At 71.8% G+C, this 24,692-nt stretch carries 23 protein-coding genes and 1 pseudogene; 12 read left to right on the top strand and 12 right to left on the bottom strand.

From position 1 onward, the window contains the following. Positions 1-48: 48 nt before the first annotated feature. Entirely contained in the window at positions 49-1,176 is a 1,128-nt protein-coding gene (locus J1M44_RS08330; protein WP_144823990.1) for a quinone-dependent dihydroorotate dehydrogenase, read from the top strand. Positions 1,177-1,242: 66 nt separating this feature from the next. Here J1M44_RS08330 and J1M44_RS08325 read toward each other — a convergent pair whose 3' ends face one another. After that, positions 1,243-1,866, bottom strand: a complete 624-nt coding sequence (locus J1M44_RS08325; protein WP_144823992.1) for a DUF3043 domain-containing protein — start codon at positions 1,864-1,866, stop codon at positions 1,243-1,245. Between the two features lie 80 nt (positions 1,867-1,946). On the opposite strand from J1M44_RS08325, the gene J1M44_RS08320 reads away from it, so the two are divergent. From J1M44_RS08320 to J1M44_RS08300, 5 genes are all read left to right on the top strand, one after another. Further along, positions 1,947-3,350, top strand: a complete 1,404-nt coding sequence (locus J1M44_RS08320) for a dipeptidase (protein WP_144823993.1) — start codon at positions 1,947-1,949, stop codon at positions 3,348-3,350. A 121-nt stretch (positions 3,351-3,471) separates the two neighbouring features. After that, on the top strand, positions 3,472-3,864 hold the full coding sequence (gene erpA, locus J1M44_RS08315; RefSeq protein WP_002854644.1) for an iron-sulfur cluster insertion protein ErpA: 393 nt from the start codon (positions 3,472-3,474) through the stop codon (positions 3,862-3,864). 278 nt (positions 3,865-4,142) lie between these two features. Then, positions 4,143-5,060: an aa3-type cytochrome oxidase subunit II gene (gene ctaC / locus J1M44_RS08310; RefSeq protein WP_002854640.1), complete on the top strand. Its 918-nt coding sequence runs from the start codon at positions 4,143-4,145 to the stop codon at positions 5,058-5,060. Continuing rightward, the gene (ctaD, locus tag J1M44_RS08305; protein ID WP_049161847.1) at positions 5,060-6,769 is read left to right on the top strand and encodes an aa3-type cytochrome oxidase subunit I; all 1,710 of its coding nucleotides are present in this window, start codon (positions 5,060-5,062) and stop codon (positions 6,767-6,769) included. The genes ctaC and ctaD overlap by 1 nt, the downstream gene beginning before the upstream one ends. After that, positions 6,766-7,167, top strand: a complete 402-nt coding sequence (locus tag J1M44_RS08300; protein ID WP_002854636.1) for a cytochrome c oxidase subunit 4 — start codon at positions 6,766-6,768, stop codon at positions 7,165-7,167. The genes ctaD and J1M44_RS08300 overlap by 4 nt, the downstream gene beginning before the upstream one ends. A gap of 1,403 nt (positions 7,168-8,570) precedes the next feature. On the opposite strand, the gene qcrB is transcribed toward J1M44_RS08300, so the two are convergent. The 4 genes from qcrB to ctaE all read right to left on the bottom strand — a co-directional run bounded on the left by qcrB (position 8,571) and on the right by ctaE (position 12,947). Then, on the bottom strand, positions 8,571-10,265 hold the full coding sequence (gene qcrB / locus J1M44_RS08295; protein ID WP_060774982.1) for a cytochrome bc1 complex cytochrome b subunit: 1,695 nt from the start codon (positions 10,263-10,265) through the stop codon (positions 8,571-8,573). Between the two features lie 5 nt (positions 10,266-10,270). Next, positions 10,271-11,347: a cytochrome bc1 complex Rieske iron-sulfur subunit gene (qcrA, locus tag J1M44_RS08290; RefSeq protein WP_060774981.1), complete on the bottom strand. Its 1,077-nt coding sequence runs from the start codon at positions 11,345-11,347 to the stop codon at positions 10,271-10,273. Between the two features lie 69 nt (positions 11,348-11,416). After that, a complete protein-coding gene (gene qcrC, locus J1M44_RS08285; protein ID WP_036315101.1) occupies positions 11,417-12,223 on the bottom strand; it encodes a cytochrome bc1 complex diheme cytochrome c subunit in 807 nt (268 codons plus the stop codon). An 85-nt stretch (positions 12,224-12,308) separates the two neighbouring features. Then, positions 12,309-12,947 (bottom strand): aa3-type cytochrome oxidase subunit III, encoded by a 639-nt coding sequence (ctaE, locus tag J1M44_RS08280; RefSeq protein ID WP_446724872.1) that lies wholly within the window; start codon positions 12,945-12,947, stop codon positions 12,309-12,311. 190 nt (positions 12,948-13,137) lie between these two features. Here ctaE and trpD point away from each other — a divergent pair, with 190 nt between their 5' ends. Then, entirely contained in the window at positions 13,138-14,196 is a 1,059-nt protein-coding gene (gene trpD, locus J1M44_RS08275; protein WP_098471719.1) for an anthranilate phosphoribosyltransferase, read from the top strand. Between the two features lie 54 nt (positions 14,197-14,250). Here the strand turns inward: trpD and J1M44_RS08270 are convergent, their stop codons facing one another. Next, complete coding sequence (locus J1M44_RS08270) at positions 14,251-14,532, bottom strand: Lrp/AsnC family transcriptional regulator (protein WP_002854527.1); 282 nt, start codon at positions 14,530-14,532, stop codon at positions 14,251-14,253. Positions 14,533-14,600: 68 nt separating this feature from the next. Then, positions 14,601-15,017, bottom strand: coding sequence for a DUF3054 domain-containing protein (locus J1M44_RS08265; protein ID WP_098471718.1), 417 nt, complete (start codon positions 15,015-15,017; stop codon positions 14,601-14,603). Between the two features lie 109 nt (positions 15,018-15,126). Between J1M44_RS08265 and J1M44_RS08260 the strand changes: the two genes are divergently transcribed. Both J1M44_RS08260 and J1M44_RS08255 read left to right on the top strand, forming a co-directional pair. After that, positions 15,127-15,765, top strand: a complete 639-nt coding sequence (locus J1M44_RS08260) for a hypothetical protein (RefSeq protein ID WP_098471717.1) — start codon at positions 15,127-15,129, stop codon at positions 15,763-15,765. A 193-nt stretch (positions 15,766-15,958) separates the two neighbouring features. Next, the gene (locus J1M44_RS08255) at positions 15,959-16,204 is read left to right on the top strand and encodes a superinfection immunity protein (protein ID WP_144823997.1); all 246 of its coding nucleotides are present in this window, start codon (positions 15,959-15,961) and stop codon (positions 16,202-16,204) included. A gap of 16 nt (positions 16,205-16,220) precedes the next feature. Here J1M44_RS08255 and J1M44_RS08250 read toward each other — a convergent pair whose 3' ends face one another. Together J1M44_RS08250 and J1M44_RS08245 are read right to left on the bottom strand one after the other, a co-directional pair. After that, positions 16,221-16,769: a maltokinase N-terminal cap-like domain-containing protein gene (locus J1M44_RS08250; RefSeq protein WP_002854518.1), complete on the bottom strand. Its 549-nt coding sequence runs from the start codon at positions 16,767-16,769 to the stop codon at positions 16,221-16,223. Positions 16,770-16,828: 59 nt separating this feature from the next. Then, on the bottom strand, positions 16,829-18,934 hold the full coding sequence (locus J1M44_RS08245) for an NADPH-dependent 2,4-dienoyl-CoA reductase (RefSeq protein ID WP_144823999.1): 2,106 nt from the start codon (positions 18,932-18,934) through the stop codon (positions 16,829-16,831). 149 nt (positions 18,935-19,083) lie between these two features. On the opposite strand from J1M44_RS08245, the gene J1M44_RS08240 reads away from it, so the two are divergent. The 3 genes from J1M44_RS08240 (at position 19,084) to J1M44_RS08230 (ending at position 21,247) form a co-directional block, all read left to right on the top strand. Further along, positions 19,084-19,560: an NfeD family protein gene (locus J1M44_RS08240; protein ID WP_123243835.1), complete on the top strand. Its 477-nt coding sequence runs from the start codon at positions 19,084-19,086 to the stop codon at positions 19,558-19,560. 61 nt (positions 19,561-19,621) lie between these two features. Next, the gene (locus tag J1M44_RS08235; protein ID WP_098471713.1) at positions 19,622-20,812 is read left to right on the top strand and encodes an SPFH domain-containing protein; all 1,191 of its coding nucleotides are present in this window, start codon (positions 19,622-19,624) and stop codon (positions 20,810-20,812) included. A gap of 87 nt (positions 20,813-20,899) precedes the next feature. Next, the gene (locus J1M44_RS08230; protein ID WP_060774975.1) at positions 20,900-21,247 is read left to right on the top strand and encodes an RNA polymerase-binding protein RbpA; all 348 of its coding nucleotides are present in this window, start codon (positions 20,900-20,902) and stop codon (positions 21,245-21,247) included. A 76-nt stretch (positions 21,248-21,323) separates the two neighbouring features. On the opposite strand, the gene J1M44_RS08225 is transcribed toward J1M44_RS08230, so the two are convergent. The 3 genes and pseudogenes from J1M44_RS08225 to J1M44_RS11880 all read right to left on the bottom strand — a co-directional run. Next, entirely contained in the window at positions 21,324-22,055 is a 732-nt protein-coding gene (locus J1M44_RS08225) for a polyprenol monophosphomannose synthase (RefSeq protein ID WP_036315073.1), read from the bottom strand. 90 nt (positions 22,056-22,145) lie between these two features. After that, the gene (locus J1M44_RS08220) at positions 22,146-23,240 is read right to left on the bottom strand and encodes a hypothetical protein (protein WP_144824001.1); all 1,095 of its coding nucleotides are present in this window, start codon (positions 23,238-23,240) and stop codon (positions 22,146-22,148) included. Between the two features lie 19 nt (positions 23,241-23,259). Beyond that, positions 23,260-24,692, bottom strand: a pseudogene (locus tag J1M44_RS11880) (DEAD/DEAH box helicase); the annotation flags it as partial.

The following is a 24,692-nucleotide window of genomic DNA, read 5'->3' as shown; positions in this document are numbered from 1 at the left end:
CTCTAGGAGGACCCCGGGCGGGCGGGAGGCCCGTGCGAGGATGGGGGCATGCAGCTGCCTGATCCCAAGTCCGCCGTCGACGGCCTCCTGACCTCCCGTGCGCCTCGCCTGTACCCGCCCTTCTTCCGTGCCGTGTTCGGTGGCATGGACGCGGAGCAGGCGCACCATCGGGGCTTCGACGCGATTCGGCTGGCCGAGCGGACCGGGGCGTCCGCCGCCCTGCGCGCCGCCTTCCGTCCGGACCCGATGCTCGCGCGCACGGTCATGGGCCTGCGGTTCCCGACGCCCTTCGGCCTGGCCGCGGGGTTCGACAAGGACGGCCGGGGGACCGCCGCCCTGGCCGACCTCGGGTTCGGCCACATCGAGGTCGGCACGATCACGGCGCAGCCGCAGCCCGGCAACCCGCAGCCCCGACTGTTCCGTCTCGTGGACGACCGGGCGCTGGTCAACCGCATGGGCTTCAACAACGACGGCGCGGCGGCCGTCGCCCCCCGCCTGGCGCGGACCCGGCAGACCCTGGAGCGCCGCTTCGGTCCGGCCCGGCCGGTTTTGGGCGTCAACATCGGCAAGACCAAGGTGGTCCCGCTCGAGGACGCGGCGGACGACTACCGGGCCTCGACCCGCCTGCTCGCGCCCCACGCCGACTACCTGACGGTCAACGTGTCCTCCCCGAACACCCCGGGGCTGCGCCAGCTGCAGGAGATCGACGCGCTGGAGCCGATCCTCACGGCCGTGCGCGAGGAGGCCGACCGTGCAGTCCCGGGCCGGCGGGTGCCACTGACCGTGAAGATCGCCCCGGACCTGTCGGACGACGACGTGCGCGCCGTCGGGGCGCTCGCCGAGCGCCTCGGGCTCGACGGCGTCATCGCGACCAACACGACCGTCTCCCGCGAGGGTCTGCGCACCCCGCGTGCCGACGTGGACGCCCTGGGCGCGGGCGGCCTGTCCGGCGCCCCGCTGCAGGAGCGGTCGAGGCGGGTGCTGGACGTCCTGCGGGCGGCGCTGCCCGCGGGCGCCGCCGTCGTCAGCGTGGGCGGGGTGACGGACGCCGACGACGTCCAGGCCCGGCTCGACGCGGGCGCGGACCTCGTCCAGGGCTACACCGCGTTCCTCTACGAGGGGCCGTTCTGGGCCGGCCGGATCACCGCCGGACTGGCCCGACCCCTGCGGGGCTGACGGTCCGCTCGCCGGTGACGCGACGGCCCGGACCCACCGGGGTCCGGGCCGTCGCGCGGTGTCGTGTCAGGCGGGGTACTCGCCCCGCTTGACCTGGGGCTTGGGCAGACGCAGGCGGCGGAACTGCAGCGCGCGCATGATGCCGTAGAAGCCGGTCCCGGGCTCCGGCGTGCCGAAGCGCTCCGTGAGGCCCTTCTTGATGTGCCGGCTGACCAGGAAGCTCTCGATGAGCACGAGGGCCACGAGCACGTACAGGCTGATCATCAGGATCAGCTGCGCCTCGCGGCCGGGGATGAACATGAGCAGGACGTAGGCGAAGACGACGGGCATGAGCCACTCGCCGATGCCGGTGCGTGCGTCCACGTAGTCACGGACCCAGCGCTTCTGCGGTCCCTTGTCGCGCGCCGGGAGACCGCGCTCGTCCCCGGTCTCCAGCGCGGCGCGCTGGCGCATCCGCTCCTGGGCCATCGCCTGACGCTCGGCCTTGCGGGCCGCCTTGCGATCGTCGGGGACCAGGGTGCGCCGGCGCGCGGCCTCCTGGTCGCGGCGCCGCGGAGTCGGGCCCTTCTTGCCCTGCGAGCGGTCGCGCGGCCCGGCCTCGGCCACGGCGGCGTCCTCGGCGGGCGCGGCGGAGGAGCCGTGAGTCGAAGGGGTGGGCGCGGTCTCGGGGGTCTTGTCTCGCTTGAACACCCGTCCAGTCTAGTGGTGGGGCGCATCCGGCCCGCCCGGAGACGCGGCTTTCGGCCCGGCGGCCGTCTACGCTGGCCGTCATGACTGACATCACCTCCCGTGCGCCGCAGGACGCGGCCCTCGTCTCGGCCGTCCGTGAGGCCGTCGAGGCCCGCTTCCCGACGACCCTCCAGACCCTCACCGACCTCGTGGCGATCCCGGGCATCGCCTGGGACTCCGCGGACCGCACCCAGCTCGAGCGGTCCGCCGAGGCCGTCGCGGGCCTGCTGCGCGAGGCGGGCCTGCAGCATGTGGAGATCGTGACCGAGACCCGCGACGACGGCCGGCCCGGCGGGCCGGCGGTGATCGGCGAGAAGCCCGGCGCCTCAGACAAGCCCACTGTCTTGTTGTATGCCCATCATGACGTGCAGCCGATCGGGGACGAGGACCTCTGGGACACCCCGCCGCTCGTGGCCACCGAGCGCGGCGGGCGGCTGTATGGCCGCGGCGCCGCCGACGACAAGGCCGGCATCATGGTCCACCTCGCCGCCCTCGCCGCCCTGCGGGACGTCCTGCCCGACGCCGGCGTCGGCGTCCGCGTCTTCATCGAGGGCGAGGAGGAGGCCGGCTCGCCCACCTTCCGCACCTTCCTGGAGAAGCACCGGGCGCGCCTCGACGCCGACGCGATCGTCGTCGCGGACTCGTCCAACTGGGCCGTGGGGGAGCCCGCGCTGACCACGTCCCTGCGCGGGCTGGTGGACGGCACGGTGACCGTCCGGGTGCTCGACCACGCCGTGCACTCCGGCATGTTCGGCGGGCCGGTCCTGGACGCCGTCGTCCTGCTCTCGCGGCTGATCGCCACGCTCCACGACGCGGACGGTGCGGTCGCCGTGCCCGGCCTCGAGCCGCGTCAGACCGCGGGGCTGGACTACCCCAAGGACGTCTTCCGTGCGGACGCGGGCGTGCTGGACGGGGTGACCCTGGCCGGCCGCGGTTCGGTCGCAGACCGGCTGTGGAACGCGCCCGCGCTGAGCATCATCGGGATCGACGCGCCCTCCGTCGCGGAGTCCTCGAACACGATCCAGCCCGCGGCGCGCGCCAAGTTCTCGCTGCGCCTGGGCCCCGGCATGGACCCCGCGGAGGCCTTCGAGGCGCTGCGCACCCACCTGGAGGCGCAGTCTGCGGCGGTGCTCGGCGCGGAGATCACGGTCACCGCGGGGGAGTTCGGTCAGCCGTTCACGACGGACACCGCGGCCCCCGCCGCGGCCGCGATGATGGCCGCCCTGGAGGACGCCTGGGGCGTCGAGCCCCGGGCGATCGGCATGGGCGGCTCCATCCCGTTCACCGCGGACCTCGCCGAGGTCTTCCCGGAGGCCACCCTCCTCATCACGGGCGTGGAGGACCCGGACACGCGGGCGCACTCGGCCAACGAGTCGCTGCACATCGACGACTTCAAGCGGGCCGTCGTGGCCGAGGCGCTCTGGCTCGCGCGGCTCTCCAAGTGAGTGCCGCCCGGCCCGCCGCCGATGCGGCGGGCCGGGAATGCCCCGTGGGCGGCTAGTGTTGCCCTGAAGACCACACGCGCGTGACGGCCCCGTCCGCGCCCCATGATCTGAGGAGGTCACGATGGCTCTGTCCGCAGAGGAGACCGGTGTCGAGATCGGCGCGACCCAGGACGCCGAGGGCCTGCCCCCGCACGAGGTCGAGCTGACCGACGTGGCGGCCGGCAAGGTGCGCTCGCTGCTCGAGCAGGAGGGCCGCACGGACCTGCGACTGCGCGTCGCCGTGCAGCCGGGCGGCTGCTCCGGCCTGATCTACCAGCTCTACTTCGACGAGCGCGTCCTCGACGGCGACACCGTCCGTGACTACGACGGGGTCGAGGTGATCGTCGACAAGATGAGCGTGCCCTACCTCATGGGCGCGACCATCGACTTCGAGGACACCATCTCGAAGCAGGGCTTCACGATCGACAACCCCAACGCGGGCGGCTCGTGCGCCTGCGGCGACTCCTTCCACTGATCTGCGGGCGCCCGGCGCGCCTCGGACCGCGAACCGGCGGGTCGGCCTCGGCCGGCCCGCCGTCGTCGTGCTCGGGCACCGCGCCCAGGATGCTCGGACCCGGCTCCCAGACACGATCCGCCCGTGTCACGGTGCGGAGAATCCGCTCGTTTCGGCTTAGACTGGCTCTGAATCATCAGGGCATACCCGTGCTCCCTGCGAGGACGCTGCGAGAAGTCGCCGAATCGCCGGGGGAGCGGGCACGCCCCTCGCACACGAGATGAAGAGGAAGGCCGTCTGTGAGAGCACAGAATGACGCCGGACGTCGGACTCGCCGCCGCTGGACCGCCGGTGCCGTGGGCACCACGGCGCTCCTGGTGCTGACCGGGTGTTCGGCAGAGGTCCAGCGCGGCTGGTACCCCGGCACCCGGGACACCACCAACTACAACGCCCAGCTCACCGACCTGTGGGTGAACTCCTGGATCGCGGCCATGGTCGTCGGCCTGCTGGCCTGGGGCGCCATGATCTGGTGCATGGTGGCGTACCGCCGCCGCAAGAACGACCAGGGCTTCCCGAAGCAGACGGCCTACAACGTGCCGCTCGAGACCATGTTCACGGCCATCCCGATCCTGATGGTCTTCACCCTCTGGGGCTTCACCGACCGCGTCCAGACCGAGGTCGACCGCCCCGTGGACGACTCGCCGCTGACCGTCACCGTGTACGGCAAGCAGTGGTCCTGGGACTTCAACTACTCCTACGAGCAGGAGAACGGCGAGGTCATCGAGGCCCACTACTCCGGCATCCAGGCCCAGCTGGACGGCACCGAGGGCGTGCGTGACACCCTTCCGGTCCTGTACCTGCCGAATGACGTGCCGGTGCACTTCGAGCTGAAGTCCCGTGACGTGGCCCACTCCTTCTGGATCCCGCAGTTCCTCCAGAAGCGTGACATGGTGCCCGGCAAGACCAACCACCTGTACCTGACCCCCCAGGAGCTGGGCAGCTACGACGGCAAGTGCGCCGAGCTGTGCGGCGAGTTCCACTCCGAGATGCTCTTCAACGTGGAGGTCGTCGACGAGACGGAGTTCGTCCAGCGCCTCGAGGAGATGGAGCCGGGTCAGGTGGGCGAAGAGTACAGCCGCAATCCCAACAACAACCCTGACGGCGCCGGGACGATGGAGCGCGATCTCCAGACCCCCCGCGGTGGAGGTAGCCACTGATGACCACTTACGAGTACGCAACGGATGAGGTGCGCTCACAGGCGCAGCCTCGTGTGGTGCCCCGTTCGCTGGGCAAGATCGTCGTCAGCTGGCTGACGACGACCGACCACAAGGTGCTCGGGTACATGTACCTGATCACGTCCTTCGTCTTCTTCTGCATCGGCGGCGTCATGGCCCTCATGATCCGCGCGGAGCTCTTCGAGCCCGGCATGCAGATCCTGCAGACGAAGGAGCAGTACAACCAGCTGTTCACCATGCACGGCACGCTCATGCTGCTCATGTTCGCGACCCCGCTCTTCACGGGCTTCGCCAACGTGCTGGTGCCGCTGCAGATCGGTGCTCCGGACGTGTCCTTCCCGCGTCTGAACGCCTTGGCGTTCTGGTTCTTCCTGTTCGGCTCGCTCATCGCGACCGCCGGCTTCCTCACCCCGCAGGGTGCGGCCTCGTTCGGCTGGTTCGCCTACGCCCCGCTCTCCAACACCACGTACTCGCCGGGCGTCGGCGGTGACCTCTGGGTGTTCGGTCTGGTCCTCCAGGGCTTCGGCACGATCATGGGCGGCGTCAACTTCATCACCACGATCCTGACGATGCGTGCCCCGGGCATGACGATGTGGCGCATGCCGATCTTCACCTGGAACACGCTCATCACCGGCATCCTGATCATGGTGGCGTTCCCGCCGTTCGCCTCCGCGCTCTTCGCGCTGGGCCTGGACCGTCGCTTCGGCGGCCACATCTTCAACCCGGAGAACGGCGGCGCCATCCTGTGGCAGCACCTCTTCTGGTTCTTCGGCCACCCCGAGGTGTACATCATCGCCCTGCCGTTCTTCGGCGTCGTGTCGGAGATCATCCCGGTGTTCTCCCGCAAGCCGATCTTCGGCTACAAGTCCATCGTGTTCGCGACGACGGCGATCGCCGCGCTCTCCGTGACGGTGTGGGCGCACCACATGTACGTGACCGGCGCCGTGCTCCTGCCGTTCTTCTCCGTGATGACCATGCTCATCGCGGTCCCGACCGGCGTGAAGTTCGTGAACTGGATCGGCACCATGTGGCGCGGTTCGATCACCTTCGAGACCCCGATGCTGTGGACGCTCGGCTTCATGGTCACCTTCCTGTTCGGTGGCCTGACCGGCGTCATCCTGGCGTCGCCGCCCCTGGACTTCCAGGTGTCCGACACGTACTTCGTCGTGGCGCACTTCCACTACGTCGTCTTCGGCACCGTGGTGTTCGCGATGTTCGCCGGCTTCTTCTTCTGGTGGCCGAAGTTCACCGGCAAGATGCTGAACGAGCGTCTCGGCAAGATCCAGTTCTGGATGCTGTTCGTGGGCTTCCACGGCACGTTCCTGATCCAGCACTGGCTCGGTGTCATCGGCATGCCCCGTCGCTACGCGGACTACATGGTGGAGGACAGCTTCCAGGCGATGAACGCGTTCTCCTCGGTGTTCTCCTTCGTTCTCGGCGCGTCGCTGATCCCGTTCTTCTGGAACGTCTACATCACCTCGCGCTATGGCAAGAAGGTCACCGTGGACGACCCGTGGGGCTTCGGCGGCTCGCTCGAGTGGACCACCTCGTGCCCGCCGCCGCGGCACAACTTCCACTCCCTGCCGCGCATCCGCTCCGAGCGTCCGGCGCTGGATCTGCACCACCCGGAGCTCTTCCCGCACTCGCCTCAGAACACGTCTGAGGCCTTCGGAGAGAAGGTCGCCCAGTGAAGGTCGCAGCCAACATCTTCTGGATCATCGGCCTGTTCTTCATCGCAGCCGCCACCCTCTACGGGTTCTGGGTCGAGTGGACCGAGTGGGCAGGCATCCCGGCCATCTACGCCGTGGGCGGGATGTCCTGGATGATCGCCTGGTACCTGCGGGCCGCCGAGCACAAATACGGCGTCGGCCCTGCAGATGACGAGGACGGTCAGATCGTCGAGTACGCCGGCACCTACGGCACCTTCGCTCCCTGGAGCTGGTGGCCCCTGGGCCTCGGCCTGGGCTGCGCGATCATCGTGACCGGCCTGGCCGTCGGCTGGTGGGTCTTCATCATCGGCATCGTCGCCGCCGCCTACTTCACCTTCGGGTGGGTCTACGAGTTCTCTCGGGGCAAGTACGCCCACTGACCCGTCCGTCGTTCCACCACCGCAGGCCGGATCCCCTCGGGGTCCGGCCTGCGGCGTTTCCCTGTGCGCTGAGTACGGCCGGCCCGCCGTCGTGGCAGCCGGCCAGCCGCTCGACGTACACCGCGGCGGCGGATCTCCACGACCTGTCTCGCCGCGTCTGGGGAAGCGGGAGCCGTGCACCAGGAGCGCGCGTGCCGCGCAGCGGCGCTGGGCAGGCCACCCGACGTCGGCGCGTGCGTTGGCAGCCGCCCTGAGGGGTCGGGCGGCGATGCCCTGATGAGCCCTGCACGGCCGGGGAGTGGGCCGCACGACCGCGTGTGACCGTGTCGGCGGCCGCGCGGCTTTCACCCCGCTCCGGGCGACCGGAGACCGCCGCGTCGTGTGGCAGGAGGGTATGAGGCCGCTGCCAGCCGTGGGGCCGGCCGAGCCCGGGGGAGCGTCGCCACCGGGGTAGGGGCCGACGGTGAACGTCGTGTCCCGCCTCCATCGCCGACGCCTCGCGTCGCTGGGCCTCGCAGGTGCACGCCCGAGCGAGACCACGGTCGCGGTGACAGGCCGGTACGTCCTCTCTCGCCCCGGTCCGGGACAGGGGGGTGTGCCGGCCGGTCGCTGAGTTGCAGGTCCGCCCACCCCACCCTGCACCGCTGTCACACGCGACGACCGGTCCGGCGTCACCGTGAGGCCGTCAGAGCTCCCCGTGCCACCGTCAGGGGCACGGCGGCCTGTGTCCTCCAGCTACGGGTGCACCGTGCGTCTCGGCCTGCGGCGGTGAATCACAGAGGCGTCTGGCGGCGGTCTTCTCCCGCCGTTCTGAGTTCGCAGACGGAGGATTCCGGCCCGGTGTCGCCACGTCCGACCATGCCCGGGCGCAGCCGGTGGTGGTCGGGCGCGGCGGACAGCACAGGGGGCGGTGGTGTGCGGGGGCGAGGCCCATGCGCGGACTCCTCTCCGAGGATGAGCGGATGTCGCAGCGCCCATTCGTGGCGGGGCGCCGGCTCATCCCCTCTGAGCGCGCGTGGGAGGACAGCCACTTGAGGACCCCGAGCATCGACGGTGTCCGTCTCCTGCCGTCTCCTGGGACACCCCCGAGGGAGGCCACCTGCGTCCGCCCAGCATCCGTTGTCACGGACCGGACGCACGCCTGACCATGCCCGAGTCGGTGTGCCGCGACGGGCGAGGAGCGTCACAACTCATGCCCACCCGGGGCGGCCGCCGAAGGTGCCCCCCGCAGCGTAGGTCGCCGATCCGGCGGCCGGGGGCGGGGCGCTGGACCACCTCATGGCGCCCGCTACGGCCTTGGGCGGGCCCTCCCGCGGCGGCCGCGGCGGCCCGCCCAGGGACGCCGAAGGGCCCCGCGCACCGTGGTGCGCGGGGCCCTTCGTCAGGGGATCAGCCGACCGGGGTCAGCGCTCCAGGTGAGGAGCGTCCGAGCCGTGTCCGAGCTCGACGGGGTGCTCCTCGTGGCCGTGCTGGCCGTGGGTGCGGGCCTCCACCAGCTCCTCCCGGGAGACCGGGGCGACGCGGTTCTGGTAGAACATGCGGTTCAGGGCGGCACGGGCCTTCTCCAGCGTGCCCACCTTGCCGTTGCGGCCGGGGATGGCCGGCACCGGGCGACGGTCCTCGAAGGACACCAGGCGGTACAGCTCGTAGTCGGTGAGCTGGCGGTGGCGCTCATGGAAGCCGCCCTCGGGGGACATCTCGATGACGCCGGCCTCGTGGCCGTGGAGCACCAGCTCACGGTCCTTGCGCTGCAGGGACAGGCAGATGCGGCGGGTCACGATGAAGGCGATCACCGGGCCGAGGAAGAACAGCGCGCGCAGCACGTACAGCACGTCGTTCAGGGAGAGGTGGAAGTGGGTGGCGATGAGGTCCGAGGACGCGGCCGCCCACATGACGCAGTACCAGACGACGGCGGCCACGCCGATGCCCGTGCGGGCCGGGGCGTTGCGGGGACGGTCGAGCAGGTGGTGCTCGGTGTCGTCCTTGGTGATCCACCGCTCGATCCAGGGCCAGGCGCACATGCCGACGATCAGGGCGCCGACCGGGATCAGCGGCACGAGCACGCCCATGGGCAGGGACACCGAGGAGCCCCACGGCATCGGGATGTTCCAGAGGAAGGAGTAGTCGCCGATCATGCCCGGCATGAGGCGCAGGGCACCGTCGAACACGCCGATGTACCAGTCGGGCTGGGTGCCGGCCTGCACCGGGGACGGATCATACGGGCCGTAGTTCCAGTTGGCGTTGATCGTCACCGTGGAGGCGATGAGCGCGAGCACACCGAACACGATGAAGAAGAAGCCGCCGGCCTTGGCCGCGTACACGGGGCCCACCGGATAGCCGACCACGTTGTCCTCGGTGCGGCCCGGGCCCGGGTACTGGGTGTGCTTGTGCACGACGACCATGAACAGGTGGATGCCGATCAGCAGCAGGATGGCGGCCGGCACGATCATGATGTGCAGGGCATACAGGCGACCGATGACCGAGTGGCCGGGGAACTCGCCGCCGAAGAAGAAGGCGGAGAGGTACGAGCCGACCAGCGGCAGCGACTTCAGGATGCCGTCGATGATGCGCAGGCCGTTGCCGGAGAGCACCTCGTCGGGCAGGGAGTAGCCGGTGAAGCCGGCAGCCCAGCCGGCCATCAGCAGGAAGCAGCCGACCAGCCAGTTCAGCTCACGCGGGCGACGGAACGCGCCGGTGAAGAACACGCGCAGCATGTGCACGGACATGGCCGCCACGAACAGCAGCGCGGCCCAGTGGTGCAGCTGGCGCATGAACAGACCGCCGCGCACGTCGAACGAGATGTCGAGGGTCGATGCGTAGGCCGCGGACATCTCGATGCCGCGCAGCGGGGCGTAGGCCCCGTCGTAGACGACCTCTGACATGGAGGGATCGAAGAAGAGGGTGAGGAATGCGCCGGACAGCAGCAGGATGACGAAGCTGTACAGGGCGACCTCGCCGAACATGAACGTCCAGTGGTCCGGGAAGATCTTGCGGCCGAAGAACTTCACGATCGGCGACATGCCCATCCGGGTGTCGACGAAGTTGGCGATGCGGCCGGTCGTGGTCGCCGGCTGGAACTCATTCACGGTGGTGCTCATAGGTGTCAGCCACGCTCCCAGTAGACAGGCCCGACGGGCTCATGGAAATCGCTCTGGGCCACGAGGAAGCCCTCGTCGTCCACGGTGATCGGCAGCTGCGGCAGCGCGTGGCTGGCCGGGCCGAAGATGACCTTGCACTCCTGCGTCAGGTCGAAGGTCGACTGGTGGCAGGGGCAGAGCAGGTGGTGGGTGTGCTGCTCGTACAGGGCGATCGGGCAACCCACGTGCGTGCAGACCTTGGAGTAGGCGAAGATCCCGTCCACGTTCCAGTCCTCGCGGCCCGGGGTGATCTTCACCTTGGCGGGATCGAGACGCATGAGCAGGACGACGGCCTTGGCCTTCTGGTTGAGCTTGTCGTGGCCCAGGTCGTTCAGGCCGTCGGGGATGACGTGCACGGCGGAGCCGAGCGTGACGTCCGAGGCCTTGATGGGGGAGCCGGTGGGGTCGCGCACGAGGCGCACGCCCTCGGCCCACATGGAGTGGCGCAGACGCTCCGGACCGAAGTTCTGGGCTTCCTGGTCCGAGAAGTTGTCCGTGTCGTCCAGGTCGCGGAACACGGCGATGAACGGCAGGGGGGCCAGCAGGGCGGCGCCGATCAGGGTGTTGCGCAGCAGGGGGCGGCGCTTGATCTGCGACTCGTCCAGGATCTCGGAGATCATCCCGGTGGCGGCCACGCGGTCGGCCTCCGAGCGGATCTCATGACGGTCCTCGACGGTCTCGTGGTCCGGCATCAGGGTCTTGGCCCAGTGCACCACGCCGATGCCGATGCCGAACATGGCCAGGGCGGTGCCCAGGCCGAGCAGGAGGTTCTGCAGATAGATCTTGCTGAACGCCTCACCGTTGCCGATCTGCCCCACGCCGAAGTAGCCGATGAAGAAGAGCACCGTGCCCACGATGGAGATGAGGAACATGACCGAGACCTGACGCTCGGCGCGCTTCGCAGCCTTCGGATCCTCATCGGCCAGACGCGGACGGTGCGGAGGCAGGCCCGGGTTGTCGATCGCGTACCGGGGCGCGTCCTCGCCGGCGTGCTCGAGGGAACCCGAGCGGTGCTCGGTCCCTTCAAGGCCTTTCTCGCCCATATGTCCTGTTTCCTTTACTCGAGTGATGAATGTCGATGACGGGTGGTCGGCGCGCCTGCGCCGACGGGATCAGGAGGACCGGCTGGTGAGCCAGACCATGAAGCCGATGATCAGCGCCAGGCCCGCGGTCCAGATGAACAGGCCCTCGGAGACGGGGCCGAGCGAGCCGAGGGCGAGGCCGCCGGGGGAGCCCTGGTTCTCGATGGTCTTGAGGTACGCGATGATGTCGCGCTTGTCCTCGGGCTTGATGTTCGAGTCGGAGAACACCGGCATGTTCTGCGGGCCGGTCTCCATGGCCTCGTAGATGTGCTTCTCCTCCACGCCCTGCAGAGACGGGGCGTACTTGCCGCGGGTCAGCGCACCGCCGGCCGCAGCCGCGTTGTGGCACATGGCGCAGTTGATGCGGAACAGGTCGCCGCCGCGGGTGATGTCCACGTCCTCGTGGTTCACATCCAGGTACTCGTCCTCGGGGACGGCGGGGCCGGCACCCAGCGAGGCGACGTACGCGGCGAGCTGCGCCGTCTGCTCGTCGTTGAACTGGTTCGGCTTGACCTGGGCCTGCGGGCCGTTCATCTGCATCGGCATGCGGCCGGTGCCCACCTGGAAGTCGACGGAGGCGGCGCCGACACCGATCAGAGACGGGCCGGAGGGACCCCCCGCGGCACCCGTGCCGTGGCACGAGGCGCAGTTCGCGTTGAAGAGCTTCTCGCCCTCGGAGATGTCATCAGCCGAGGCGGCCGCGGTGACCTGCGTGGCCGCCTGCGCCTGGTTCACGGTGCTCGCGACGGAGTACAGTCCGCCGGTCACCAGGAGTCCCAGCAGGAGGAGCGCCAGCCCCATCAGGGGATGGCGTCGGTTCTGCGAAAGTGCCTTCACGGGGGTTTCCTATCGTTCTCTTCCGGGGCGGGCCGCTCATGCTGCCGGCCCGGGCCTGAAGTCGGTGCGGTGAGTGGGGGTCGTCTTACTTCAGGAAGTAGACGATGAAGAACAGGGCGATCCAGACGACGTCCACGAAGTGCCAGTAGTAGGACACGACGATCGCCGACGTCGCCTCGTGGTGGCCGAAGCGGCGGGCCATGTAGGCGCGGCCGATGATGAAGAGGAACGCGATCAGGCCGCCGGTCACGTGGATGGCGTGGAAGCCGGTGGTGATGTAGAACGCCGAGCCGTACGCGTTCGCCGCGACGGTCATACCCTCGGAGACGAGAACCGCGTACTCGTAGGACTGCACCGCCACGAAGATCGAGCCCATGATGAAGGTCAGGATGAACCACTCGACCATGCCCCACTTCCCGAACTGCAGGAGGCCGCCGGTGCGGCGGGGCTGAAGGCGCTCGGCGGCGAGGACGCCGAACTGGGCGGTGACGGAGGAGAGCACCAGGATCGTCGTGTTCACCGCGGCGAGCGGAACGTTGAGGATCGCGGTGTGCTCGGCCCAGAGCTCCGGAGACGTGGAGCGAAGGGTGAAGTACATGGCGAAGAGCCCACCGAAAAACATGAGCTCGCTGGCAAGCCACACCATGGTCCCGACCTGCACCATGTTGGGCCGGCTCGGGAGCCCCGTGGTGGGCTGATGGAGAGTGGGGTTAGCTGTGGTCACCCAGCCATTATGGCCCCAAACACCGCCCGGGCGGTAAATCGAACCTACCGTGTCGCAGGACGGGTCGTCAGCACCGTCGGGGGGTTTCAGTGACAGTCGGGGGCTGGTGTCCAGGTGGTGTCCAGGTTCGAAGCGAGCCGTGCATGACATGGCGCGGCCCCGGGTGCAGCCGGGCCGCTAGGCTCAGTGCGTGAGCACCCCCGAGAACACCGCAGCAGTCCTGGGGACCTCCTGGCCGGAGGTCTTCCGCGCCCTCACCGTCGGCGAGGACCTCAGCGACCACGTCGCCGCATGGGCCATGGGGGAGATGATGGCCGGCGATGCCACCGAGGGGCAGGTGGGCGGATTCCTCCTCGCCCTGGCCGCCAAGGGGGTGACGGTGCCGGAGCTGCGCGGCCTGACCGAGGCGATGGTGCAGGCGGCGAACCCGGTGCACGTGCCGGGGGAGACCCTCGACGTCGTGGGCACGGGCGGCGACCGCCTGGGCACCGTGAACCTCTCGACGATGTCCTCGCTCGTGGCCGCCGGTGCGGGCGCGCGGATCGTCAAGCACGGGAACCGAGGCGCCTCGTCCACCGCCGGCGCGGCCGACGTGATCGAGGCCCTCGGCGTGGACCTGTCCATGCCGGCCCGGAAGGCCGAGGAGTGCGCCGAGGCCGTGGGCATCACGTTCCTCTTCGCCCAGAACTACCACCCGTCCATGAAGTACGTGGCACCGGTGCGCAAGCAGCTCGGCGTGCCCACCGTGTTCAACTTCCTCGGCCCCCTGAGCAATCCGGCCCAGGTCACCGCCCAGGCCCTGGGCTGCTCGAGCGAGGCCATGGTCCCGTTGCTCGCCCAGGTGCTCGCGGACCGGGGGGTGCGCGGCTTCGTCTTCCGCGGGGCGGACGGCCGGGACAAGATCACGACGTCGGGGCCGTCGACCGTCATGGAGGTCCGGGACGGTGTGCGCACCCACGAGCTCGATCCCCGGGAGCTGGGCATCGACCTGGCCCCCGTCCAGGCTCTGGCCGGGCGGGACGGCGCCTACAACGCGACCCTCGTCCGCGCTCTGCTGGCGGGGGAGAAGGGCCCGATCCGCGACGCCGTCCTCCTCAACGCGGCCGCGGGCCTGACGGCCTGGGACCGCGACGCGGACGCTCCGCTGATGGAGCGACTGGCGGCCAACATGACGCGGGCCGCCGAGTCGATCGACTCCGGCGCCGCGCGTGACGTCCTGGACCGCTGGGTCGCCTTCTCCCGGTCCTGATGGTGCGACGACGGGCCCTCACCGGCGAGGTGGGGCCCGTCGTCGAGAGGACGCTCAGGAGTCAAAGCCGAGCGCCCATCCCTCGCCGAGGTCCTCGGACGAGTAGGTCCGGAAGGCCAGCATGGTCTCGGTGTCCTGGATCCCGTCGACCTTGGAGAGATGGTCGGCGATCACGTCGGCGAGGTCCTCGTAGCGGCGCACCTTGACCATCGCCACCAGGTCCCACGCGCCGGTCACGGAGTAGACCGACCCGACCCCCTCGAGCGCGGCGAGGGTCTCGGCGGTCTCCGGGATGCTGGATTTGTCGGTCTTGATCAAGACGATGGCGGTGACCACGGGCGGTCCTCATTTCCTCGATGCTGCGGGTCCGGTGTCCGCGATGATCCTAGCCGCGCGCCGACCCCTCACCTCCGGGTGCGGCGCACCAGCCAGGCGGTCACGGCCCGGCGACCCAAAAGCAGGACGCCCAGCACCCCGAGCGCCACGAGCACGAAGGACACGGGGGCGCCACCGAGGCCGAAGGCCACGCGCAGCATCATGCCGACGGCGACGGTCCCCATCCAGACGATGACTCCGTGGGGCCACACGCGAGCCCAGGTCCGGTGTCCGGAGGTCAGTCCGGTCATGAGCAGGAGACCCGCGAGGAACGGCGCCGCCGTGACCAGCAGCCCCAGCGGCCCGCGCTCCGTCGCGTGCTGTCCCTGGCCCAGAGCCACGAAGAGGAGGGTGAGCAGGAGGTCGACGGCCAGCGCCGGCAGGGCGCCGCGCGGGTCACGGTGCTCGGCGGGCACGGCACGACGGGCGGTGGGGGAGGACGTCATGCATCCAGTCTGGCCCACCGAGACGACCGGACGGAGCGCCCGGCCAGGCGCGGCACGGCGGACACGCCCTACGACAAGCCAGCACCGTTGTCAGAGGTAGACTCTCTGTATGGTGTCCGTGCATTTGGTGCCCATCCGGCCGACCGCCGCCACGGCCGACGACGCCCGACGTGTGGCAGCGGCGCTGCTCGACGATCCCCGCCCCGACGCGGCTGTGATCTCGGCGGCGTGGCGTGGCGACGAATCCGATCCGACGGCGCACGACGGCGAGCTGGCCGTCACCCTCGATGGCATGGCGGCTGCCGTGGGCCTGGCGCTGTGGGCCGTGCGGACCGGGTCCTGGGCGGTGCTGCTGGATCCGGAGGGCACCCCAGACAAAGACCCATCATTGTCGCATCTGACTCCAGCCGAGCGGCGGCGCGCCCGGCGGGCACCGGGACGGCTGGTGCTGCCGCACGGACGTCGCCCTGGCGGCGCCACAGAGGCCGGCCGAGAGGCTGACCTGCGTTGTGCAGAGGCCACCCTGCAGCTGGTCGCCACGGTGGAACGGCGCCGGTCCGGTGACCAGCATGCGGCGGGGCGGCTGGTCGAAGCCGGCGCCAGTCAGCGAGAGGCGGCGGCGGAGCTCGGGATCAGTCAGCAGGCCGTCCATTCCCGGTTGCGGCACGGGCTCTGGCACGAGAGCCGGACGGCGGTGGCGGCCGTCCTGCCGTTGCTGGAGCGGCTGTCCGCAGACCCGGGGGAGTGAACCCCGGTACGCGGCGTCGGTGCCGCCCGGCGCGACCTCCTGGGCCAGGTCCCGATGTGGCGCGTGCCGTGCAGGCGGCCGTCCGAAGGGGAGGCCAAGAACGGGCTAGTTGACATAATGTACATTATCGGCGCACGGCAGAACGGCGGACAGGGACGCCCCGCACGGCGGGTCTCGCGCGTAGCCTGGACCCATGACGATCATGACCGACCAGCGCGACCGCCCCCTGCACGCGACGGTCGCCGTCGTCCTGGCCATCGCCACGGCGGGCTACCTCGCTCCGTGGGCCGTCGCCGCCGTCCGTGGCCGTTCCAACGTGTGGGCGGTGTTCTGGGTGAACCTGCTCACCGGGTGGACCGTCCTCGGCTGGTGCATCGCGCTGTACATGTCGCTCACCAGCCATCGCCGGCTGCGCTCCTGGGGTCCGCGCGGCCTCTGACCGCGCGGACCGCCCCTCAGGAAAGGCGCGCGACGACGGCCCGCACACCGTCTCCCTCGGCGACCAGGCACCGTGGACCGTCGACGTCCGTCTCGCCCGTCTCCAGCAGCTCGACCGGCACCTCGAGCTCCCCCGTCGCATCTGCGCCGACCACGCGGAGGGTGAGATCCGGGGCGCGCGTCTCGAGGTAGGTCCCGGACTCGTCGTGCATCTCGAGTCGGGCCTGCGGGATCTCGCCGCGCACGGCGGCCGCGACGATGCGGCGCGCGTCCGGGTCGGTGGCGGCGTCCACGATCCAGCGGTGTCCCAGGACGGAGTGCTCCGCCTCGGCCACGACGTCCCCCTCGGCGGGTGCCTCGCCTCGGTAGGCGAACGCGGTCTGATAGAGCCGGTCCCCCACGCGCACGACCATCGACTCGACGCCGATCTCACCGGCGGGATCGTCGAACCGGTACGAGCCGACCTTCTCGGCGGTCACGTCCGCCGGCAGTCCGTGCGCCACGAGGCGGCGGCGGATCCATTCGGGCTTGTCCGGGTCCAGGCGTGCGGTGTAGATGAGAGCCATGCCTCGACCGTAGCCCCGACGTCGCCCGCCCGCGAGGGCCCGCCGGCCGGCGGCGCGGCTCAGCCCTGCACGGCCCGCACGGCGTGGTCCATGGCCCGGTAGGCGTCGAGCTCGCGGGCTTCGGCCGCGCCGCCGATCAGGCGCACCGCCTCCGGCGAGTAGCCCGCGGCCACGAGGTCCTCGACGAGATCCGTCTCGGACACCTGCCCGGCGCACACGACGACGTCCGTCACGTCCAGGGTCAGGGCCACGCGGGCCTCGGGGTCCTCCGGGGACGGCGCGGTCACGCGCAGGCCGTCGGGGCCGACGCCCTCGTAGGTCACACCGGAGTGCAGGTGGACCCCGTGCTGCCGCAGCTCGGCGCGGTGCACCCAGCCGGTGGTGGGGCGCAGTCGGGCGCCGATCGGTCCGGGGCTGCGCTGGAGCAGGTGGACCTCCCGCCCGGGGCGTGCCGCGGCCGGCTTCGCCAGCTGGCCCGGCGTCTCCGAGGTCAGGGCCACGCCCCAGCGGGCCCGCCAGTGCTCCTGCGTCTCGGGTGTCCCGTCCGGCCGTTCCGTGCCGGCCGCCAGGGCCTCGGCGACATCCACGCCCACGCCGCCGGCGCCGATCACCGCGACGCGCGGGCCGACGTCGACGTGCCCCAGGACCACGTCGTCGTACGCGTGGACGGCGGGCGCACCCGGCTCCCCCGTCCCGGGCAGAGCGATCGGCCGGGGCCGCACGCCGGTGGTGAGGAGCACCTCGTCGTAACCCGGCTGCCCATCGTCCGTCAGGAGTGCCTGTGCAGAGACCTCCTCCCCGGTCACGAGCGTCACCCCGGCTGCCGCCGCGCGGGCCGCCAGGTGCTCCAGCGCGGGACCGAACTCCTCCTTGCCGGGAATGCGGCGGGCGAGCCGGAACTGCCCACCGGGCTCGGCGTGCCGGTCGAACAGGGTGACCTCGTGCCCGAACCGGGCCGCACGCTCCGCGGCCGTCAGGCCCGCCGGCCCGGCACCGACCACGGCGATCCGGCGCCGGCGGCCGAGGGCCACCGGGACGGGCGCGGCGTACTCCGGCTCCGTCTCCCGCCCGGCGCGGGGGTTCATCAGGCACGAGACCTTGGCCCCGGTGAACACGTGGTCGAGGCACGCCTGGTTGCAGGCGATGCACGGGGTGAGGGTCCGAGCGCGCGGGTCGCTGATCGCGGCCATCCAGTCGGGGTCCGCCAGCAGGGGCCGGGCCAGCCCGACGAGAGCGGCGGCCCCGGACGTCAGCGCCTCCTCCGCCTCGGCGGGGGTGGTCAGCCGGTTGGAGGCGATCACGGGGATGTCGACGGCGGCGGTCAGGTCAGCCGAGGCGGCGAGGAACGCGGCGCGCGGCACGGAGGTCACGATGGTCGGCACACGCGACTCGTGCCACCCGATGCCGGTCATCAGGACGTCCGCTCCGGCGGCCTCGAAGGCTCGGGCGGTGTCCGCGATCTCCGCGCGCGTCTGCCCGTCGGGGACGAGGTCCGCCGCCGAGGTGCGCACCGAGAGCACGCCGCGCTCCCCCAGTGCCTCGCGCACCGCTGCGACCACCGCGGCCGGGAACCGGCGCCGGCGCTCGGCGTCACCCCCGTACTCGTCCGCGCGTCGGTTCGTCGCCGGGGCGAGGAACTGGTTGAGGAGGTAGCCCTCCGAGGCCATGATCTCCACGCCGTCGTATCCGGCCTCCAGGGCCAACGTGGCCGCGCGTGCGAACGCGCTCACGGTCCGCTCGATGTCCGCGGTCGTCATCTCCCGGGGCGTGTGCCGCGAGATCGGGGCTCGCACCGCGGAGGCCGAGACCAGGTCGGGGCTCGGGGCGTAGCGTCCGGCGTGCAGCAGCTGGGCGAGGATCCTGCCCCCGGCTGCGTGGACGGCGTCCGTGACGACACGATGGGCGCGCGCGTCCTCCGCGCTGGCGAGCATCCCCCCGCCCAGCGTCACCGCGCCCTCCGGGACGACGCCCAGGCCGCCGGTGACGATGAGTCCGACGCCGCCGCGTGCCCGCTCCGCGTAGAACGCCGCCAGCTGCGGCAGGTCGTCGTGGCGATCCTCCAGTCCCACGTGCATCGAGGCCATGACCACCCGGTTGGGCAGCGTGAGGGGGCCCAGAGTGATCGGCTGGAGCAGGGGCGAGACCGCGACGGGTGCAGATGTCATGCAGCTCACATTACCGGGCGGTAGCCCCCTCCTTCCAGGACCGCCTGGGGACACGCTGTGTCCGGCGCCACTGTGTAGGGCAGGATGGGGATCACACGTCGACGCGCGGCAGACCCGTCCGCGCACCCGACACGGAGGGGAGCGCACGCATGGAGTGGATCGAGGCGAACGCGGGTTGGCTGTGGCTGGTGCTGGCCGCCGGCCTGGCCGGCGTCGAGCTGCTGACCCTCGACCTCGTCTTCCTGATGATCGCCGCCGGGGCCGGCGCGGCGGGGGTGGTCGCGCTCGTTGGCGGCCCGCCCGCGCTCCAGCTCGCGGCGTTCGCCGCCGTCGCCCTGCTGATGCTCGCCGCCGTGCGCCCCGTCGCGCTGCGCCACCTGCGCAAGGACACCGGCGCCGGCGCCTCCTACCTGGACACGCTCCCGGGGCGCCGCGTCGCGGCCCAGGGAGCGATCACCGGCGACGCCGGCACGCTCGCCGTCGACGGCGACACCTGGTCCGCCCGCGTCGAGCCTGGGGCGCCCGAGGTCGCCCCCGGCGACGAGGTGACCGTCCTGCGCATCGATGGGGCCACCCTGGTGGTCCGCCCGCTCCCCCGCATCGACTGGGAGGCGGACGGCGCCTGAGCCGCCCCACGTCCTCGTTCCAACCGCACCGACCGCACCGACCCCAGAAGAAGGGACCCCGATGGAAACCCTCATCGTCCTCGTCGTCCTCGCCGTCCTCGCGGCGGTGATCGTGGCCTCCTCGGTCAAGATCATCCCGCAGGCGCGGACGGCCAACATCGAACGCCTCGGCAAGTACAACCGCACGGCCGGCGCCGGGCTGACCCTGATCATCCCGTTCGTGGACCGCATGCTCCCGATGGTGGACATGCGCGAGCAGGTCGTCTCCTTCCCGCCCCAGCCGGTGATCACCGAGGACAACCTCGTCGTCTCCATCGACACGGTCGTCTACTTCCAGGTCACGGACGCCAAGGCCGCGACCTATGAGATCGCCAACTACATCCACGCGGTGGAGCAGCTCACCACCACCACCCTGCGCAACGTCGTGGGCGGCATGAACCTCGAGGAGGCGCTGACCTCCCGCGACTCCATCAACTCCCAGCTACGCGGCGTGCTGGACGACGCCACCACGCGCTGGGGCCTGCGGGTCTCGCGGGTGGAGCTCAAGGCCATCGACCCGCCCATGTCCATCCAGGACTCGATGGAGAAGCAGATGCGCGCCGAGCGCGACCGCCGCGCCGCCATCCTCACCGCCGAGGGCACGAAGCAGGCCGCCATCCTCACGGCCGAGGGCGAGCGTCAGTCCCAGATCCTCTCCGCCGAGGGCGAGGCTCAGGCCCGCGTGCTGCGCGCCAACGCCGAGGCCGAGGCGATCGAGGTGGTCTTCGACGCCATCCACTCCGGCGGTGCCGACTCCGAGGTCCTGGCCTACCAGTACCTGCAGTCCCTGCCCAAGATCGCCGACGGCCAGGCCAACACCATGTTCGTGGTCCCCGCCGAGCTCACCCGCGCCCTGCAGGGCCTCGGTGAGGCGTTCGCCCCCGGCGACGGCGGCCGCCCCACCCCGGAGCACGCACCCCGGCGTCGGGACTCCGGGGACCGCGCGGGCGAGCCGGGAGCCGAGCACGTCGGCGTCACCCCGGAGCGCGCGCGTCGGCCGCGTGGGTCCCGTCCCACCACCGCGGACGCCCTGCGCGCCAGCGGCGTCATGGACGCGATGACCGCCGGCGCGGTGACGGCGGAGGACATGCCGCAGACCTCGCTCGACGAGGCCCTGGCCACGCCGCAGGAGATCGAGCCCGACCCGTCGGCCGGCCGCACCCCCGGCACCCGCCCGGCGGGCGAGGCCGACGGGAATGCTGTGGGACACTGAATGGTTCCATCAGTGAGGACGACCCGCCGCGCCTCGATCGGCCCGCGCCCCCGCGCGGGCCTCGGCGCGGCCTGACGAGGAGGAAACGTGAGCGATCGCAGCCTGCGGGGCATGCGCCTGGGCGCGCAGTCCCTGGAGTCCGAGGCCGGCGTCGAGCCCGCCGCCCGGCAGCGGGTGGAGTACCGCACGGAGGACGGCGAGCAGGTGTTCGTGACCTTCTCCGTGGAGGCGGACGTGCCGGCCACCTGGACCTCGAAGACCGGCAAGGAGGCGTTCCTCGTCAGCGGCGAGAAGCCGGCTGAGACCGAGGGCAAGCCCGTGCGCACCCACTGGGACATGCTGCGCGAGCGCCGCAGCCTCGAGGAGCTGGAGGAGACCTACAAGATCCAGCTCAACAAGCTGCGCGCCAGCCGCGGCGAGGAGGTCGACGCCTGAACCGCCGCTCCCCCATGCACGACGGGGCCGGATCCGCCATGGATCCGGCCCCGTCGTCGTTCGGGGGCTGTGCGCCTCAGAGGCCGAGGCGGGCGCGCAGGCCCTCCCAGCGCGCGGCCAGGCCCCACCGGGTCACGTTGACCACGGCCTCGCCGATGATGCCGCCGCTCATCTTGGACTCGCCGAGCTCACGCTCCACGAACGTGATCGGGACCTCGACGATCCGCTTGCCGAGGCGCGCCGTGCGGAAGGTCATGTCCACCTGGAACCCGTAGCCCTTGGACTCGATCGCGTCGAGGTCGATCGCACGGAGCGTGTCGGCCCGGTAGGCGCGGTAGCCCGCCGTGATGTCCGTCAGGTTGAGGCCGAGCATGATCCGCGGGTACAGGGAGCCGGCCCACGAGATCATCTTGCGGGAGGTCGGCCAGTTCACCATCTTGCCGCCCGGCACGCGGCGCGAGCCGATCACCAGGTCCGCGGTGCGGACGGCCTCCAGCAGGCGCGGCAGCTGCTCCGGCTGGTGCGAGCCGTCCGCGTCCATCTCGACCAGGACGTCGTAGCCGCGCTCCAGGCCCCAGCGGAACCCGGCGATGTAGGCGCCGCCCAGGCCGTCCTTGGTGGTGCGGTGCAGCACGTGCACCGAGGGGTCCTCGGCGGCGCGGGCGTCGGCCCAGTCGCCGGTGCCGTCCGGGGAGGCGTCGTCCACCACGAGAACGTCGGACTCCGGGACGGCGTCACGGAGTCGGCCGAGGGTCAGCGGCAGCGACTCGATCTCGTTGTACGTGGGGATGATGGTCAGCACGCGCATGTGCGGTTCTCGCCTTCCGGCCGGGGTCGTGGGGGCGGCCCGCCGGTCGGACGGGCCATCGCATCCGTTCGAGTATAGGAAGCAGAGGCCTCAGGCCGGCGTCGCGGCGTCGCGCGCGTCGCGGGCCACGTCCTCCGCGGCGATCCGGCCGTCCACCCAGGTGGCCCGCCAGCGGGGCAGGGCGGTCTCGGCGTCGAGGGCCGGCAGCAGCGGCGTGCCGGCCCGGGTGTCCGTGCTCCACGCCGCCACCCGGCCGTCCGGCGACTGCACGGCCACCGCGTCCGCGTCCCAGACGCCGAACACGGCCGGGGCCGACACGGTCAGGCGCGGGGCGACGGACAGGCCTGCCGCCGGAGCGTCGGGCAGCGCGCGCAGCGGGGTGCGGGTCGCGGCGGCGAAGGCGGAGCGGGCGGAGATGCGCTCGTCCGGGTCGGGGTGGGACAGCGCCGACCGGACGGCGGCCCACGGGTCCCCGGCCGGGCCGGCGCCCAGGCACACGGAGACGGCGTCGGCCAGCAGGCTCGCCACGGGCGCGTGCAGCACGCCGTCCGCGTCGGGGACGACGGTGGCGCTGACCCCGGCGGCGGCCAGGAAGGCGCGGTCCTCGGCGGTGACCGGGTGGGTGACCACGAGCCGATGGCGCACGCGGCCCAGGGCGGCGGTGCCGACTTCCTCCGCGACCGAGCGCAGGGCGGCCAGGGCCACGTCCTGGGCGGCGGGTCCGGCGTCCGCACCGCCGTCGGGGACGAGGTAGGCCTGCTCCCCCGCCTGGGTCGAGGCCGTCAGGAGGCCGGTGAGCGTGGCGGGGTCGGTGTCGGTCCCGACGGGCAGCCACACCCCGGCCGCCTCGGCGTCCACGCGGTCGGCGTGCCGGTAGACGACCGTCTGGACGTCCTCGTCGGCGGGCGCGGCGCCCGTGTCCTCGGGCCCGGCCAGGACCGTCACGACGGCGGTGCCGCGACTCAGCGCGTCACGCGCGTCCGCGGGCCGGGCCAGGGGCTCGACGAACACGGGCACGACGACGGCGCCGTCGAGGTCCCGCCGTTCGTCACCCGGGTCGGCCACGCGGTCCGCGGAGTCGTCCGCGCCGAGCCAGGCGATCATCCCGTCCCGGACCAGCAGCGCCTGTGCGTACGGGTCCGTCGTCGAGTGGATGATGCCGCGGGTCAACAGGTGTGCGCTCACCCGCCCACCCTAGCCCGTGTCAGTCCTCGTCTGCGCGCGGCGCCGAGGCCGCCGGCAGCGAGGTGGCCACGACGCCGCGGGAGACGAGGTCCGCGGCCCGGCGGCAGGCACGGCTGCGACGGGTGTCCCCGGGGACGTTGGCCAGCTGGTCCAGCACGTCGATGACCTGCCGCGCCCAGCGGACGAAGTCCCCCGCGGCGAGGTCCGCGCCCTCGAGGGTGCGGCGCAGGGTGGCCCCCCGCACCCAGCGGTGCATGGGCGCCACCAGCCCGGGGTCCGTCCGGGGCGTGGGCTCGAGCCGTGCCTGGGCCTCGTCCGTGCGCAGGCGCTCCTCGATGCGCTCGGCGGCCTCCGCGACGCGCGCGAGCCGGGGGGTCGGCATCGGGACCAGTCCGGGCTCGGTCTCCCCCTTGCCCTGGTACACGAGCAGCGCGGCGACGGCGGCCCACTCCTCCGGCGTCAGGCCGTCCGTGGCCGGATCCTGCAGCACCAGCGAGGTGAACAGGTCCCGCTCGCCGTAGATCCGGCGCAGGGCCTGGCCGCGCTCCGTCAGCGCCGCACGGGGCGAGGACGCGTCCTCCTGGATGTAGCCGTAGGCGCGCAGCAGACCGACCACGCGGTCGAACGTGCGGGCGATGGTGTTGGTGCGGCCCGCGATGCGCTCCCGCAGGACGGAGACCTCCCGCCGCATGGCCCACCAGCGGTCGCCCCAACGGGCGTGTTCCTCGCGGTCCTGGCAGCCGTGGCACGGGTGGCGGCGCAGTGCCCGGCGCAGCTCCTCGACCCGGGGCGCGGCCGGGTCCTCCCGCAGGCGGAAGCCCGCCGTGCGGCGGCCTCCGGCGGGCGGGCGGCCCGTGCGCACGGCCTCGCGCATGAGCGCGGCGACGTCCTTGCGCTGCGCGGGCGTCTTCACCTGCACCACCTGGGGCAGGGCGGCGCCCGCCACCGGCTCGACCGGCCCGGCGACGTCGTCCACCGTGATGCGGCGCAGCTGCGCCTTGTCCGTGACGACGCCGACGCGCGGATTCTGGGGGTTGCCGGCGGGGAACACGACGACGGCCCGGCCGAGCGAGCGGCCGGCGTCGAGCTCGACGACGTCCCCGACCGCGAGGTTCGCGAGCGAGTCCTTCACGGCGGCCAGGTGGGCTCGACGGCGTCCCTGCGAGCCGGACTTCTCCGCGGCCGCGAGCTCCTTGCGCAGGGTGAGGTACTCGGCGAAGTCGCCGAGGTGACACTGCATGGCCTCCTCGTACTTCTCGAGGCTCGCCTGCTTCGAACGGACCTCGCGGGCCAGGCCCACCACGGAGCGGTCCGCCTGGAACTGGGCGAACGAGGACTCGAGGATGCCCCGCGCCCGCTCCGCGCCGACCTGCGCCAGCAGATTCGCGGACATGTTGTAGGTGGGTCGGAACGAGGAGCGCAGCGGGTACGTGCGGCGCGAGGCCAGGCCCG

The sequence above is a fragment of the Micrococcus sp. KRD128 genome, from assembly GCF_017168395.1.
Taxonomy (GTDB): domain Bacteria; phylum Actinomycetota; class Actinomycetes; order Actinomycetales; family Micrococcaceae; genus Micrococcus; species Micrococcus luteus.
Note: the sequence above shows the minus strand (reverse complement) of the source record. Positions and strands in the feature narration are given on the sequence as shown.